Here is a 16,196-nt window from a genome sequence, read left to right as displayed (position 1 = left end):
CTAAGGATGATCTATCAATATCACTTGAAGGTCCATAGCATTTTTTCCGGTTCGACCGGTTAGAATATGGGTTCCCATATCTTTGTGAAATTCATATGAGTTATATGCCTGGAGGTATGCTTCCGGCTTTAAATTCTCCTTTCTAGCTTTCAGTGTGCTCATTGAATTGACAATGGCACCTGCGGCATCCGTTGGACCATCAATTCCATCTGTTGCCAGACTCATCACAGATACCGGATGTTGTCCTTCAATCGATATGGCTGCCATCAGTGCCAGGTGTTGATTTCTCCCCCCTTTGCCCTCCCCTTTAACATTGACCTTACTTTCACCAAAATATACCAATGCTGCCGGCTTCACTATTTCCCCTCTCTTACTAAGAACACTAATGGCTTCACTGCAGATCATCTTTGATAATTTAGAAAGGTCCATATCGTATGCTTTTGAGGAAATACTCACATTAAACCCAATTTCCTGAAGCTTTTCCCCAACATCCATGGCTATCAATTTAGCTGCAGAGATAACCTCCACATTATGTTTCTCCCATTTGTTATTTTCCGGCTTGGGAGTCTCCTCAACCTCCTCATGCATTCCTTTAGAGATAAATATTCTTACTGAATGAGGTAATTTAGACCAGATCTTATATTTCTTGACAACCGAAAAGCATTCTTTGAAAGAAGTTGGATCAGGCACCGTGGGACCACTTCCAATAACGGCAGGATCATCACCCGGAACATCCGAGATTATCACTGAAAACAAGCTGTGATCAGAAAGCAGCTTACCCAACTTCCCTCCCCCGGTCTCACTTAAATGCTTACGTACCGTATTGATCTCGTGAATGGATGCACCGGAGTTCAATAGCAACTTGTAAACCCGGCTCAAATCTTTAGTTTCTAATTCACCAACGGGAATGCAAAACAATGAGGATGCCCCCCCTGAAAGACAGAATAACACCTGATCTTTTACCGGGATCTTTCTAGCAAATTCCAGTAACTCATAGGATGCTGAAACCGAATCTTCATCTGGATAAGGGTGAGACCCCATAAACACCTGTGTGTAATTTAATTTCTCAGGTATTGAATCGGTAATGATCAACCCATCTTTGATCCGATCTCCAAAATAATTTTCTGCCTGACGGGCCATTCGTAATGAAGCTTTGCCGGCACCCAATATCCAGATAGGCCTATCATCATCGAGCTGTGAATATATATTATTTAGCTTCACATCTTCTTCTTTACCGACTGTAACTACCCTAACCAAATCATTTAAGATCTCAGACTGATGGTTCAGCTTATCTTTCATAAATCTTTATTTTCTTTTCTCAAGCAGGGCAAACGCAACCACACTGATCGATACCATTGGAGTAAAGTATCGGGTTAAAAGGTCACTGATCGCCAAAAGCCACGTATTCACATTTATTGACAGATAAAATACCAAACTGCCCATTAGCAGTACAACAAAATGTGAAAGCAATAACACTATATAATACTTTCTATCAGAACCGACTATGATCAAGCCAATTATTCCAAGTAAAAAGAAAAAACCATAAGGAATTTTGTAGGACCAAACTTTCTCTGTGTTTTTATTTGATACCGGATAATTAAAATCGATTATACGGGTATCAATCCTGTTTATGGTGATCTCAGAGTCATGTGAAGAATAATAGGATTTAACCCCACTGATCTGATATTGAAACAGGGCTGTTCTCACCTCCGTAAGGATGAGAAAATGAATCAGCAGATATAAGCTGATCAGACAAAATTTCTTAAGATAGATCATTTGTTCAGGGACCTGAAATTGAGGTCTCAGTATAATTCACCCATATCATCCATAACAAAAAGATGAATAGGTAAAATATTGTGGTGGTGGAGTAGTCATGCATAAAATCAAAAAAAGAAGGATAATAAGCCTGAGTTATTGCCAGTAATATAATTCTCAATAGGTTGACCAGGTAAATCAGACATACACCTAAAAGACTGAAACTCAGTTTATTCTTCCATTCTCCCGGATATGCATAAATAAAACCCATAAATAACCCGATTGCGGTTATACCATTACAGCCATCTACGATCTCAACGCCGGGAAATTCATTCAACCCCATGACCCGACCAAAATTGTACACATCAAACCCAAATATCTCAAGAATACCGACTCCAACCTGTACAATATTCAGAGACAACCAACGGTCCAGGTCACCCGCAGGCAACAACCACAGATCATATACCAGATACCAAATCACAAAGAAGCCAAATGCTTTGGCAATAAACTTGATGATAGGTGAGTTCATTTTAGTGGTTTAATTATTTGTTTCTTAACTTGCTGCATTGATTATCAGTATAGCATATCGCACTTAAACAATCTAATTTCAAAATCTTTCGATACTGAATGCGACAAATAAAATATATTGTTTTCGGTTTACTTTTTTCGGTACTGTCCCTCCCTCTTCTTGCACAAGATGTTGGTATCGACTTTCAGAATATTAAAGTTGATCAGCTTAGTGATGCTCAAATAAGTCAGTTATACCAACGTATGCAAGACCGTGGTCTGAGTATATCTGAGGTGGAGCAACTTGCATTGACGCGTGGTATGGACCCTGCAGAGGTCAGTAAACTGCGAAGGAGAATTAATGATGTCCGTTCTAACTCAGGTAATACTACCCAGGAATCTGATGAAGAACGAGGACGAACACAGCAAGGACAGCCTCAGGGCCAGCTTCCTCCAGGCATGATCCCGCCTTATGATAGTGTTAGAGTTGATACGGTAGATGTGCTTCTAAACAAGCAGAAGCAGGATTCTTCCACCGTATTTGGAGCTAATATATTTACAAATAAGTATCTGACTTTTGAGCCGTCGGTAAACATACCAACTCCGGCAAACTATGTACTTGGACCCGGAGATGAGATCGTGATTGATATCTGGGGAGCTTCTGAGAATACCTATCAACTTCCGATTAGCCCTGAAGGTGCCGTTAGTATCAGTAATCTGGGGCCTGTTTATTTAAATGGAATGACCATTGAGGAAGCCCGTGAGAGGCTGACCAATAAACTTTCAGAGATCTATTCTGGCCTAAAGGGAGAGAATAAGAACACTTACGTACAGATCTCGCTGGGTGATGTAAGAAGTATTAAAGTTAATCTTATTGGTGAAGTTAATGTACCCGGAACCTATACCCTTTCGTCTCTCTCAACGGTGTTCAATGCCCTTTATGCAGCCGGTGGGCCCAATAAAGATGGTACTTACAGATCCATCAAAGTACTGCGTGACGGTTCAGTTTTTAAAGAGATCGATCTCTATGATTTTTTGATCAATGGTGATCTTGGGTCGAATATTACTTTACGAGATCAGGATATAATCAAAGTGGATCCCTATAAAAACCGTATTCAGGTTAAAGGTGAATTTAAGCAAGTTGGCCTGTTTGAAACCCTTGAGGGAGAAACCTTCGAAGACCTACTCGCTTATACCGGCGGATTCAATCAATACGCCTATACTAAACGGGTCAAAGTTGAGAGAAATACAGATACAGAAAAAAGAGTACTTGATATTTTATACCCTGATCAAGCAAACACTGTATTACAGTCAGGTGACATAATAACGGCCCAGCGTGTACTTGACAGGTATGAAAATAAGGTTGAGATTGAAGGCCCCGTATTCAGGCCCGGTGTCTATCAACTAGAACAAAATCAAACTCTCCTAACGCTTATCAATAATGCTGAAGGACTTATGGGTGATGCGTTCATGGAAAGAGCCATTATTTACAGAACCCAACCTGATTACACGGTAGAGGCTATTCCTGTAAATTTAAGTAACCTGATTGCAGATTCTGCCTCTCACGATATTGAACTCATCAAGGATGATCGCATCAAAATTTCATCGATTTTTGATCTTAGGGAATTTCGTACTGTAAGGATCTCAGGTTCAGTATTAAGCCCGGGAAGTTATCCATATGTAGATAATAGCTCCTTAAAAGACCTGATCTTTGAAGCTGATGGATTCAGAGATGAAGCCGCACCTTACAATATAGAAATTGCACGAAGGATCGAAGATGACCGGTCGGGAACTATCCATAACGAAATTGCAGAGATCATAACAGTAAATATTGAAAATGGACTGACCTATTCTGATGAATTGGATGAAATCGATCTCAAACCGTTTGATCAGGTCTTTATTCGTAAATCACCTTCCTATGAAACCCAACAAACGGTCAAAATATCCGGAGAAGTTTTATTTCCCGGTGAATATGCAATCCCTTCCCGTGATTTCAGGTTAGTAGACCTGATCAATAAAAGCGGTGGCCTCACTGAATTTGCTTACGCAGAGGGTGCTTCCTTAACAAGGGATATTCAAGATGAGGTTGATCAAAGAGAAGTTAATCTGGCAGATTCAGTTTTAGATCAAAGAGTCAGGTCACTTTCAAAAGTAGGTATACGTTTACAAGATGCACTCAACAACCAAAATTCCAGTTATAATCTATTGCTTCAGGCTGGTGACGAAATTAACATTCCAAAGCGCCTTGAGACAGTTCAGGTACGAGGTGAGGTTCTTTATCCTATCAACGTCCGATATGAAAACTCAAAATCGTTCAAGAGTTATGTGGGCTCTGCGGGTGGGTTTACCGAACAGGCCAATACCAAAAGGGCCTATGTTGTATATGCGAATGGTGAAGTGGATAGAACGAAAAAATTTCTCTTCTTTAAGAATTATCCTGACGTAGAACCGGGCTCAACGGTTATCATTCCACCTAAAGAAGAAAAACAAAAAATGAGTACTGCAGAACGTGTCACTGTACTATCTACCATCGTTTCCCTTGCAGCTATTGTAACCAACACGATATTCCAGATCCGACGAAACTAATCACCAAACGAAAAGGGAATCCGTTCTGAATTCCCTTTTCTTTATATAATTGAATGTATTTCTGTTTAAGACACTAACTCAGAAACTTTTCCTTCTCCTTTTGGTCTGGTTGGAGTTTCATTCAGGTATTCTTCCAGCGTAAATTCGTCAACCTGAATAGCATCATTCCTGGCGATCTCGGTTTTCTTAACAAGCTCAGCTTCTTCGCTTGTGATCACTCCTTTTTCAACCGCTAGGTCAGCTATTTCCAGATAAGGTTCCTTGGGCAGTTCTTTAGCTTTTGTGGCTTTATAAAGCTTTTTAAAGACAGGCCAGGCTTCTTCATTTAACTTCATGGTATATTCATATCGACCCAATGCAGATTCTTTGTCTTTTGGCAGATACATTCCATAGGTGATATGATCTCTGTCATCACCTCTTACCTGCATAGCCTGTGCTACCTTGTGTCCAAGTTTATCTGACGGGTACGTTCCGATCGGATTCAATCTTCCCCATACTCCAACCAATCTAAACAGCCAACTCAAACCGGGTACCTTGATCTCTCTTAAAATCCCTTCAAAGGCTTGCTGGATCTTAAAGAAACTGTACTCCATTGCCCACTCAAAGTAAGCTCTGTCTGCCTCTCTGCGTCCTTCAGCTTCAAACCGCTTCAGGGTTCCTGAGGCCAGATATAAATAGCTGAGAATATCGGCATAGCGTCCGGCAATTTTTTCTTTCATTTTCAAAGCACCGCCATATGAACCCAATGCAAGGTCTGCAAAGAATGCAAAGGAAGCGGATGCCCAGGATAGTTTCCTGAAGTATTTTGAGGCCGGTCCGCTAACAGGTGAACCGGCGAGCCTACCCCTTGTCACACTAAGGATAATGGACCTGAACATATTTGTGACCACATGTCCGATGTGTTTCCAGAAATTATTATCAAATTTATTGACATCCTTGTTCATAAGGGCATCGATCTCATTATAAGCATATGGGTGACATCTGATCGCACCCTGACCGAATATCATGAGAGTTCTGGTGAGAATATTTGCCCCTTCCACGGTAATGGCAATTGGAAGAGCCGTATAGGTGCTTGCGAATATATTTCGTGGGCCTCTTGAGATACCCGCTCCACCAACTATATCCATTGCATCATTAGCGATCTCCCTACCAAGCTCAGTAAAGTTATACTTGGCAATAGCTGTTACCACAGCTGGCTTCTGACCTCTGTCTAGCCCCCCGGTTGTATAGCGCCTTGCGGCTTCAAGCAGGTAAGTATAACCTCCGATGCGAGCCATCGGCTCCTCAATACCCTCAAATTTACCAATGTTGAGCCCAAATTGTTTCCGGATGGCAGCATAAGCCCCGATGGCTCTGGTTGCCACTTTGGAACCACCTGCACTTTGAGCCGGAAGGGAAATACCACGTCCAACCGCCAAAGATTCCATTAACATTCTCCACCCATTGCCTGCTCCATCGACTCCTCCAATAATTGAATCAACTGGAATTATGACATCCTTACCATCGATCGGGCAGTTATAAAATGGAATTCCCAGTGGATCATGTCTTCTGCCAAGCTGAACCCCTTCTGTATCAGACGGGATAAGCGCACAGGTAATACCTCTGTTTTCCTTTTCTCCGATCAAATGATCAGGATCCTTCAGGTTAAATGCCAAACCTATTACCGTAGATATAGCTGCCAGAGTGATATACCTCTTTTCAAAATTCATTCGGAGATAGAGCTTTCCATCTTCTCCTTTGAATACAACGCCTTCCGAACGCATACTTCCGGCATCAGAGCCTGCGTTTGGCTCAGTAAGTCCAAAACATGGTATTTCCTTCCCGGTTGCCAATCGAGGCAAATAATGGTCTTTTTGCTCTTCGGTTCCGTAATGCAGCAGAAGTTCAGCCGGACCTAAAGAGTTCGGAACCATGACCGTAGTAGCCAGGGGGCCGCACCGGGAGGCTAATTTGGCTACAATGGCACTATGAGCAGTAGCAGAGAATTCGAGTCCGCCATATTTTTTAGGGATGATCAAACCAAAGAATTTTTCTTTCCTCATGAATTCCCAGACCTCATCTGTAAAGCCTTTTCTAACCATCACATCCCAGTCCGTAACCATTTCACAAAGCTGTTCAACAGGTCCGTCCACATAAGCCTGTTCTTCCTCAGTAAGTTCAGGATAATCCTCCTCTAAAATACGTTTCATATCCGGTTTACCAGAAAAAAGTTCACCTTCAACCCAAACGTTTCCGGCTTCGATCGCAGTTTGCTCTGTTTCGGAGATCTTTGGTAGAAAGTTGATAGCATCCAGCAGTTTCATAAGAGGTCCGCTCAAAACCAACCTTCGAAGCGCTTTCAAATTGAATACCAAAACAAAAACCGTATATGCTATAAATAACCATACAGGAGCATTCAGACCCGCTAAACCAGCATAACCGGCTATCGCCCAAAGCCATAATGGAGCACCTGTAAAACCCAGCACCATTAAGATCAATAGGGTTGATCCTATCGAAGCCCATAAAGGCACCTCAGCAAAAAATCCAAGTATTTCAGTAATAGCTTCCATGTTATTCTCCATTTTTTAAGTGACCGCAGCACGGACCAAAAATCCCTGTATTATGTGCTCGATCGAATATTCAATAAATTGTTCTTTGTTTATACGACTGTCTAACCTGCCATTGGAAATCACAGACACGACACCATGTAATTGAGCCCATATCGAATAGGCTGCAATCAAAGGTTTTTCCACATCCATCTGCCCATTCTCTACACTCTCCTCAATGGTTTTAACCAAAAGTTCATAAGCACGTCTTGCCTTTCGGAATTTCTCCTTAGGATATCGTGCCATCGAATCAGACTTCACTTTATAAATGATCTCATACTTTTCAGGAAATTTCAGTCCAAACTCAACATATCCTCTTATGATCGCCTTGAACCGATCGATACTGTTTCCTACCGGTAAGGCTTTTCCTTCTATATATCGGCTGAGATCCTCCACAGATTCTTCGATCAGGGTATGCAACAAATGGTCTTTATTTTCAAAGTAAAGGTATATACTTGTCGCTGTCACCCCAGCCTTTTTTGCGATCTTACGCATGGATAATGATTTATATCCATCCTTAAACAGCATTGACCGGCTGATTTCTAATATTTCATCTCGCAGAGGTTTTACTTCGCTCATTTCCTGATTTTGGTTAACAGTGTTAACTGATCTAATTTAACCAATCCAAAGCGAAAATCAAGAGTGGGTTCAAATTTTATGATTTGAAGAGCCTGAACCGATCAAATTTTGAAAGAGAGGTATTTGATCGTCTTACCTTTTTGGATATGCATATTCTCGTAGTAGGTTATTATCGACAGTTTTGGATCATCCGGCCGATTTTTGTGAACATCAGGTTCATCCATGATAAGCTCAAGTCCCTCTTTCTCTATGACCTCTTTGGTATATTCATACAGGATATCGCTATCAGTTTTGAGATGAATGATAGATCCCGGCTTCATGACCTTTCGGTACAGCTTAAGAAATTTCGGATGAGTAAGCCGTTTTCTCTTTTTCTTAATATAAGGATCTGAGAATACGATCCAGGCCTCGTCAACCTCATTTTCTCCAAAGTAAAGGTCCAGGTGATCGATAAAGGACCGGAAATACCTAACATTATGCAATCCTTTTTCAAGGGCTTCCTTAGCTCCAACCCAAAGCCTGTTACCTTTAACATCCAATCCCACATAATTTTTGTCTGGCTCTATCTGAGCAAGACCTATGGAATATTCCCCCTTCCCACATGCAAGTTCCAAAACAATAGGTTGGGACTTGTCAAATACTTTAGAGTTCCACTCTCCTTTTGGTGGCGGATTATCCTTACTGAATTCTGTGTATACCAACGTGTTTTCGAGATTGGGTAACTCTTCCATACGCTGCTCTTTGATCTTGGGCATAGGTAATGAGAGGCTATAAAATTTGAATTATGTGCGTTTACAATTTATGGAGATAATCGTTTTATATCCCACTTATTCCCTACTCTTTCAAATTTGATCCGATCATGAAGTCGACTTCTTCTCCCCTGCCAAAACTCAATAACTTCCGGTTTTATCCTATATCCACCCCAGGATTCAGGTTTTGGAACATTACCCTCCGAGTATTTTTCTTCAAGCTCTTCAAACCGCTTTTCAAGAAATTTTCTGTTCGGAACCACTGAGCTTTGATTTGAAGCCAGTGCCCCTATCTGACTTTTATATGGCCGCTGTTTAAAATACTCCTCACTTTCTTCCTGAGATAGTTTTTCAGCAGTCCCTTCAATACGAACCTGCCTTTCTAATTCAAGCCAAAGGAAACACAAAGCCACATTGGGATTCTGTTCCAGTTCATTTCCCTTATCACTTTGCTGATTGGTATAAAAGACAAATTCTCCATTTTCTATACCTTTTAGAAGCACAACCCTTGAATGAGGCTTGTTGTTTGCATCAACGGTTGAAAGAGTCATAGCATTCGGTTCAGGAACCTCTGCCTTCATAGCCTCTTTCATCCAGGATTCAAATTGTTCAATGGGATCCGAACTAACATCAGATTCATCAAGGGAATGTTTGCTGTAATCTTCTCTTAACTTTTGAAGCTGTTCTTTTTTCATTTTATCCTAACCAAAATATTCAGGTTCGTTACCCGGTTTCCATTTTATGTTACATCCAATACTTGGGATCTGTTTATCCTCAGAAATGGTATTACCTTCCAGAACAGCATCCAGAGCTTTCCGAAGATCTTTACCTGTAACCGGCTTGTCATTTTTGGGTCTGCTGTCATCGAACTGACCCCGGTATACTAACTTTTTATTCTCATCAAATACAAAGAAATCAGGAGTGCAGGCAGCCTTATACGCTTTTGCCACCTCCTGAGTCTCATCATACAAATAGGGAAAGGGATAATTCTTTTCAGCCATTTTTTCCGGGGAATCCTGTGGATATTTATCTACATCGTTCGAGCTGATTGCAATAAACCCAATTCCTTTTGAAATATATTCATTGGCTATATTAACAAGCTCATCTTCAATATGAAGCACATAGGGACAATGATTACAAATAAACATGATCACAAATCCCTTACTTTGGTTGGTGTAGGTTAGAGACAGGTTCCCTCCATTGACACTCTCAAGATTGAAATCAGGAGCTTTGATTCCGAGTTCCAGCATGGTTGATGGTGTTGCAGACATTGTATTACTGAATTTTGTTATGTTATCATTATAACTTCAAAATGTTAATACCGTTACAAAGATATCGAATGATGGAGACAAAATTATATTCGATATAATTTTGAATTACTATCATCTACTTAAACAACATGCCTGCGTTCTTAATTCATAAATGAGTGATCACATAGTATATTGATCAATGATCATACTCATTCTTCATGAAGAAGATTTGAAGCAAAAGAATGCCCGCCCATTTAATAAAATGAACGGGCATTTTTAAATGTCTTGTGTTCAGTTCAACCCCAAAACACCTGTACCCTGCTCAAAAATGATGTCTACAGGGATATTCTGTTCAGATAATTTTTGCAATGACGATTTTAGTTGCTCTGTTTCAACTGCATACTTTTTCACAAATGAATCCACAGCATTGTAGTCACCATTTCCCTGAAGAGTCAGGATCTTTTCTGATAAGGAAGCAACCGCTTCATCAACCCGGTCAAAATTTATGCGGTAGGTTTCAGTTTCCTTATCGTAATCGAATGCACCCATTTCCTGGAAATAATTGAACCGAATTAGGTTTGCTCTCCCGTGGGCGCTCGATGATCCAAATCGTATAGACCTGAATATACTGGCAAGAAAGGTAACATAATCTTCTTCAGGACTGCCATTATCTATCATTCCTTTATCTCTTAGAGCATCCACCATATACAGTCCCAGCACATCAGCTTTTCCTTCTTCAAGGGCTGAGGCGTGGTTTCTCAGTGCTTCTCGCACTGTTCCGCTACCATCAATGGTGTTCTTGATCCCCAGCCCATGTGCCACCTCATGGAACATCGTATTACCAAAAAAGGCATCAAAACTAATATATTGCCTTTGGCCTTCAGCGATCAGTACTTCTGATATGGGAATCAGGATCTTATCATATTTTGCACGCATTGAATTCTTGAGCTGCAACCGACGGGTACCTTTTGCCAGTTGAACCTCTTCATCATTTGGTAAATTAATGGCTATGGTCTTTGAACCAGCATTCGCATCCCCTGCATAGTATACTGCATCGTAAGCATTCAGGTCCGAATCACTTCCCGGTGTCTCAGATTTATATTCCTCAGGAACGGGAAGACCTCGCTGTAGTTCAGGCAATACATCAGCATATTTCGAAAGTCTGTCACTCCAGGATTTATCTTTTATAAGTACAAAAGCTTCATGTGCCGCTTTATATCCAAAAAGTTGATCTTCGTAGGTCTCAATTGGACCAATGACCAATTCAATGGTATTATTTTTCATGTCCATCCATGCCAGGTCACTTTCCTGATATTCATCGTTTAGCAAAGCTTCTGCCCTTAGTTCAAGATAGTTCTTAAAACCGGCATCTTCTGCCATATCAGCAGCCTGTTGTAATAATTCTGCAGCCCTTTCATGCTCATTAGCGAAAGCCTCGTGATACGGTATTGTAATAAGGTTCCCATCGCCATCTCGACGAACCAGAGTATACAGGTCATCCTTGGCTTCTGAATCCCATGCTTCAAACTCTGCAGTCAGCATGTCATCAGGATAAAAATTAGCGCCGGCCGGCTTACTCCCCACACCCGCAATGAATGGCTCATTCCCATTCAGGCGATCCCATGGGCCATAATTGATCTCTGCAAATTGCTGTTCTTTTTCATCCAGTTTTGAAAGCAATTCCTCTTTATCTCCGTAGGCTTGCAGCCAGAATACTTTCTCCATCTCCTTAGCGGCTTCAATAAGCAGAGGGATCATTTGTTTTTGATTTTCAGTCAGTTCAGACAGATCTGCATCTAATGTGAATGAAGTATATTGATCAAGCCTGTCCTCGATACTCATGGATACTTCTTCTTTTTGCGTGATGCATCCCGATACCACCATTACCATTATTATCACTGTGATAGGGACTCTTTTTAAATTTTCCATACTTACATGGTTTAAAGGTTAATTTGAAGTTTCAATTTCGGAATGCATTCTAAATTCATCCCTTAAAATATTTCTATTTTTTAGTTCGGTAAGTATCAGTTCTGTCACATCACTTTGGAAAGGGAATTCATATCGGATATCCAGCACGTAAGCCTTTACTTTTACCTTCAGGATAAACCGGCGTTCATGCATTTCATTTTCCGTCATAATGCTTATTGGCTTCTTCATATAAACATATTTTGAAGAAATAACAGCTTTGTAAGCTATCTGCTTAACTTCCTCAACCGGGCAATCAGCCGGTAAATATATATTAGTGACAACTAAACAATCCAAAGCTCCGGAGTTTGCGTTGGAAACAGCCGTACGGATCAATTCACCGTTAGGTATAGTCACTACTGAATCACCGGGGGTCACAATTCTGGAAGACCGGAGGCCGATCTGCTGTACTTCCCCATAATGGTCCTGGAATTGAATCTTATCCCCAACCTGAAAAGGCCGATCCAGGATCAGCATGATACCTCCGAAAAGGTTTTTCAGCACATCCTGCGAGGCAAGTCCAACCGCTATACCTACCGATGCCAACACCGTGATCACAGTTGCATAAGGTGGTTGTATGATTCCCGCAATAGCAATGTAAATTGCTGCCGTCCATATAAGCACCCGGGCGATCGGAACCATCCGCTTTATCTTCAGGCGATATTTTGAAGTTCGTTCGGAAAAATTATCCAGAATCGCACTTAAGAAGGTTGTAAAATAGTATGTTATAACAAAAAACAAGATGATCAATACCACTTTTTGCCAGGATATTACTTCCTCAAGCTGTGCAATAGCTTCTCCACTTTCGGATGAAAATGTTGTGGTATCTGATTCAATAGTATTTGGTTGCAATGCATTGGTTAATGAATCCAATCGCGATAATCTTACCTCAAGCAGTGAATCCACTCTTTTTGAGATAAGGATCTCTGTATTCTTATCCAGCTGTTTAACAGAATCAGCGTTGGCGGTAGTATCAGCCTGCTGATATGCATATATGGGCTCTGCTATGGTCAAACTCATGAGTACCATTGTAAAAAGGCTAACCAATATTTTCAGCTTTTTCATCTCCATAACCATCAATGTATAAAGTTAGCTTCTTTGAGAACCCTTACTACTTGCCTGTAGATCAGATGATTTAGTATATACCCTTCATTGCCCTCAACCAAAATTGAACTGGAAGCAAGCCTTGAAACCGTAAGTCTGCTTTCACTTAAAGGCTGATGCATAATTTTACTCAGGTCTTCAGGATATAACGAGTCATGTAATACAAATGCGGTCAGTGCAAACAGGTCAGAGCTATCAAGATTCTCAATCCGGTCGATTGAACTGAAATTAAATGGTTTTATATAAAAGTGGGTATCATCAAATTCCTTAATGGAACGGATCCAATAGATCATGGCAGTAGATGGGTTACCCTCAGATAACTTAGAGAGTTTTTCAAAAAATGTATTTCTCAAATACTCCTGTGTTTTTTCTTCATCATCCAGATTCTTTTTAAAAGCCCTGCTTTTTTTGGACGATTCATCCGGAAGAAATCTCAGATCGTATCCGCTGGCATTATGCCTTCTGAGAATTAGTTCCTGAATCTGTTCCAAACTCAGGTTGTCCGACTCTGCCGCATGTGTAAAGTAGTTGGATATATTGAGTACTTTATTAAGGTATAGCCAGCCATAGCGGGTACAACTTACCATCCACAGAATTTCTTTGTTAGTCTCTGAGATCAGGTACAGGAGTTCTTCAATTCCTTCAAATCCCGATATGCTCCTTATGTAGCAATCCTGAATATTCTCAAGTATGACCACCACTCTTTTTTTCTTACGTCTTATTGCCTCGATCAGGTCTTGAGTTTTTTCAACATCACTGACCTTCAGAGCCGTGGCTATTTGGCTTATGATCTTATGCTTATCAGCTACTGTGCCCTCAAACTTTACTTCAATGATATCGTTCTTGTTTAAGACCTCATCTTCTATCATTTTGATGAATAAGCTCTTACCGCTTCCTTTTTCACCGACCACAGCAAAAGAGGATGGAAAGTTATTCTGCCACAGTTCGTAACCCTTTTTAAAATTATCAAACTGGGTAGGTCGCCGGATGAAAAAGCGGGCATCCACTTCTTTATGGAAATCGAATAAACGCCGGTAAATGAATGGAAGCTTAGCGATCTTTTCATCTGTCTCTGAGAGAAAAGTAGCCAGATCGACCTTGGTACTTTCAAGATCGCCCTTCTTTGTAAATCCCAGGAGATCTCTTACTGTTACAATGTATGAGCTGATCTTCTTGTGGCAAAACCGGTATAAGAGCTCCAAGCGATCCACAAACCGTGCCCAGATCGCTTGCGCCTTCGATTTCCAGTCGACCGCAGTCTCTTTAGCCTTATATTGCGCCCCGGCCATTCTGACGTCACTTACATCTTGTTTATCAAGCAAATTGGCTAATTTTGTGAAAGCGGTATTTCGCTGCTCATTCAGTTTCCTGACCAAATCCTGCTTACGAGAAGAGACACTTTCCTTTAATTCGTCAAGTTTATTCCTGGCTCGTATCAAGCCTTCTTTGGCGACTTCTACAGGATCTTCTTCATCCGATTTTTTAACCTCACCCGATATTTCAAGATTCGTGATTATGATCTGTTGGATCTCGTTGATCTCTGCGGATACTTTTGTTAGGAATTGTTCAGGTTTAATCTCCTTTGGAACAAATTGATTTGTGATCTGATTGTTTAAAACCCGCTTAACAAGTGTTTTCCACTCTACTTCCTCAAAGTCAAAAGATGGCGGGAACACTGCCAGGTCGAGTTTTTCCACTAAAATAGCTTTATCAGGCAACCCATTGGTCCATTCCTGAATAGCTGAAGTAAAGCGATCCAGTTTCGTACTGAGTTCAGCTTCCTCAGTGGCTTCACTGATTGGCCTGATGAGCTTATTTTCAATAAACTCTTGTATCTGATCCCTTTTCTCACTCCGTCCCCTTACAATATCTTCTGCTTTTTTAGCATCCTCATCATTTTCCTCAAATAGATGAATTGTTGACTCCAGTAATTCAGACAACTCATTCATCGGGTCAGAAATGCCAGCATCAAAAAATTGTGAAATGGAATCTGAGAACCCATCGATCCTTTCCTTTACTTGTTCGTAAAGTTTTACGAATTCTTTGGAAAGGGTCAGCTTATTGGCAAGGGCTAACTTGAGTTCCCGCCAATTCTCAGACCGACTTTCATAATTTTGTCTGATCTGATTTTCTTTACGGTTGATCTGAATATCTGAAAAATCATCACCACTCATTTCAATGGTTCCTACAAGCGAAAAAGCATTCGAGATCTTATCCTGCTTTTGTCTTAAACTATCTTTGAGATACCCCTTGTGGGCTTTAAGGATATTATCAACCTCCTCGATAGCCTTTTCAAAAAAGATCTCGATGTCTTCCTCGTTGGGAACCGTTAACCTTTGATCATCCGATTTATCTTCATCAACGTTGTTTACTTCATCCCCATCCCCTTTCTGTTCATTGATCAGTTGAAAAAGGTTGTTTGAATGTAATATCCGGGCTTCAACTTCAAGTAGGATATTACATTCAATTCTTCTTAGTTCATTATCCCAACTTCTAATCCATTCATCCAGATCTAAAAAATGAAACTTCACAATAGATCGAACGGGAACCGTTTGCTTCCAATCTTGAGATGGGTCATTTTCATTTGACCTAAAGAGTTTTGATAACCCTGCCAAATACCCTCGCCAGGCTCTTTTAACAAATTTATTGGTTCTTACAAGAAATCGGTCATCTTTAATACTTTTGAACCGCTCTTCTTCCTGAACCAACTCTATACTCTCCGGCAGTTCTTCGGCAATATTATTTACAGCCTCAAGCCAGGGTACCGGAGAATCTTTCCCTGTGTTAGCGTCCTCTTCATCTGATGATTTCTCAGTTGGCTTGATCTTAAGAAGCAGATCGTTGAATGCTTTTTCCGATTCCCCTTTTTTCAGCCTTTCCAATGATAACTTAAGCAGCTCTTTAAGCTGTTGAGCATCTTTATCAAGCTGGGTATACAATTCGTTCTCAATATTCTTGAGCCATTCCCCGTTAAGCTGTTTAAGTAAGGTATCTCTGGAGATATCAGGATCCATGCGTTTGATGCCCTGCTGAATGAAAATTTTACGTAAAATCAGTAGTCCAATATAGCTCATATTGTCAAATTATCATATGATGCTATGTTGTAATGACTTAAA

General features: G+C 40.7%; 12 protein-coding genes. 1 reads left to right on the top strand and 11 read right to left on the bottom strand.

Annotated features, from left to right (window positions below; genetic code table 11):
- From AC13FX_RS06830 to xrtX, 3 genes are read right to left on the bottom strand one after another with little or no spacing between them, the layout of a single operon-like run.
- Positions 1 to 1,299, bottom strand: coding sequence for a glycerate kinase type-2 family protein (locus tag AC13FX_RS06830; RefSeq protein ID WP_482879798.1), 1,299 nt, complete (start codon positions 1,297 to 1,299; stop codon positions 1 to 3).
- A 6-nt stretch (positions 1,300 to 1,305) separates the two neighbouring features.
- A complete protein-coding gene (locus AC13FX_RS06825) occupies positions 1,306 to 1,776 on the bottom strand; it encodes a hypothetical protein (RefSeq protein ID WP_482879797.1) in 471 nt (156 codons plus the stop codon).
- 4 nt (positions 1,777 to 1,780) lie between these two features.
- Complete coding sequence (xrtX, locus tag AC13FX_RS06820) at positions 1,781 to 2,284, bottom strand: exosortase X (RefSeq protein ID WP_482879796.1); 504 nt, start codon at positions 2,282 to 2,284, stop codon at positions 1,781 to 1,783.
- A gap of 98 nt (positions 2,285 to 2,382) precedes the next feature.
- Between xrtX and AC13FX_RS06815 the strand changes: the two genes are divergently transcribed.
- On the top strand, positions 2,383 to 4,848 hold the full coding sequence (locus tag AC13FX_RS06815) for a polysaccharide biosynthesis/export family protein (RefSeq protein WP_482879795.1): 2,466 nt from the start codon (positions 2,383 to 2,385) through the stop codon (positions 4,846 to 4,848).
- Positions 4,849 to 4,913: 65 nt separating this feature from the next.
- Here the strand turns inward: AC13FX_RS06815 and AC13FX_RS06810 are convergent, their stop codons facing one another.
- The 8 genes from AC13FX_RS06810 to AC13FX_RS06775 form a co-directional block, all read right to left on the bottom strand.
- The gene (locus tag AC13FX_RS06810; RefSeq protein ID WP_482880152.1) at positions 4,914 to 7,397 is read right to left on the bottom strand and encodes an acyl-CoA dehydrogenase; all 2,484 of its coding nucleotides are present in this window, start codon (positions 7,395 to 7,397) and stop codon (positions 4,914 to 4,916) included.
- Between the two features lie 15 nt (positions 7,398 to 7,412).
- Positions 7,413 to 8,012: a TetR/AcrR family transcriptional regulator gene (locus AC13FX_RS06805; RefSeq protein ID WP_482879794.1), complete on the bottom strand. Its 600-nt coding sequence runs from the start codon at positions 8,010 to 8,012 to the stop codon at positions 7,413 to 7,415.
- A 101-nt stretch (positions 8,013 to 8,113) separates the two neighbouring features.
- Positions 8,114 to 8,767 (bottom strand): tRNA (guanosine(46)-N7)-methyltransferase TrmB, encoded by a 654-nt coding sequence (gene trmB, locus AC13FX_RS06800; RefSeq protein ID WP_482879793.1) that lies wholly within the window; start codon positions 8,765 to 8,767, stop codon positions 8,114 to 8,116.
- Positions 8,768 to 8,811: 44 nt separating this feature from the next.
- On the bottom strand, positions 8,812 to 9,456 hold the full coding sequence (gene pdxH, locus AC13FX_RS06795; RefSeq protein ID WP_482879792.1) for a pyridoxamine 5'-phosphate oxidase: 645 nt from the start codon (positions 9,454 to 9,456) through the stop codon (positions 8,812 to 8,814).
- A 6-nt stretch (positions 9,457 to 9,462) separates the two neighbouring features.
- On the bottom strand, positions 9,463 to 10,032 hold the full coding sequence (locus AC13FX_RS06790) for a thioredoxin family protein (protein WP_482879791.1): 570 nt from the start codon (positions 10,030 to 10,032) through the stop codon (positions 9,463 to 9,465).
- Positions 10,033 to 10,302: 270 nt separating this feature from the next.
- Entirely contained in the window at positions 10,303 to 11,895 is a 1,593-nt protein-coding gene (locus AC13FX_RS06785) for a dipeptidyl-peptidase 3 family protein (RefSeq protein ID WP_482880151.1), read from the bottom strand.
- Between the two features lie 63 nt (positions 11,896 to 11,958).
- The gene (locus AC13FX_RS06780; RefSeq protein WP_482879790.1) at positions 11,959 to 13,041 is read right to left on the bottom strand and encodes a mechanosensitive ion channel family protein; all 1,083 of its coding nucleotides are present in this window, start codon (positions 13,039 to 13,041) and stop codon (positions 11,959 to 11,961) included.
- 11 nt (positions 13,042 to 13,052) lie between these two features.
- The gene (locus AC13FX_RS06775) at positions 13,053 to 16,154 is read right to left on the bottom strand and encodes an ATP-binding protein (protein WP_482879789.1); all 3,102 of its coding nucleotides are present in this window, start codon (positions 16,152 to 16,154) and stop codon (positions 13,053 to 13,055) included.
- Positions 16,155 to 16,196: the final 42 nt, after the last annotated feature.

Source organism: Gracilimonas sp. B-17 (genome assembly GCF_056857935.1).
Note: the sequence above shows the minus strand (reverse complement) of the source record. Positions and strands in the feature narration are given on the sequence as shown.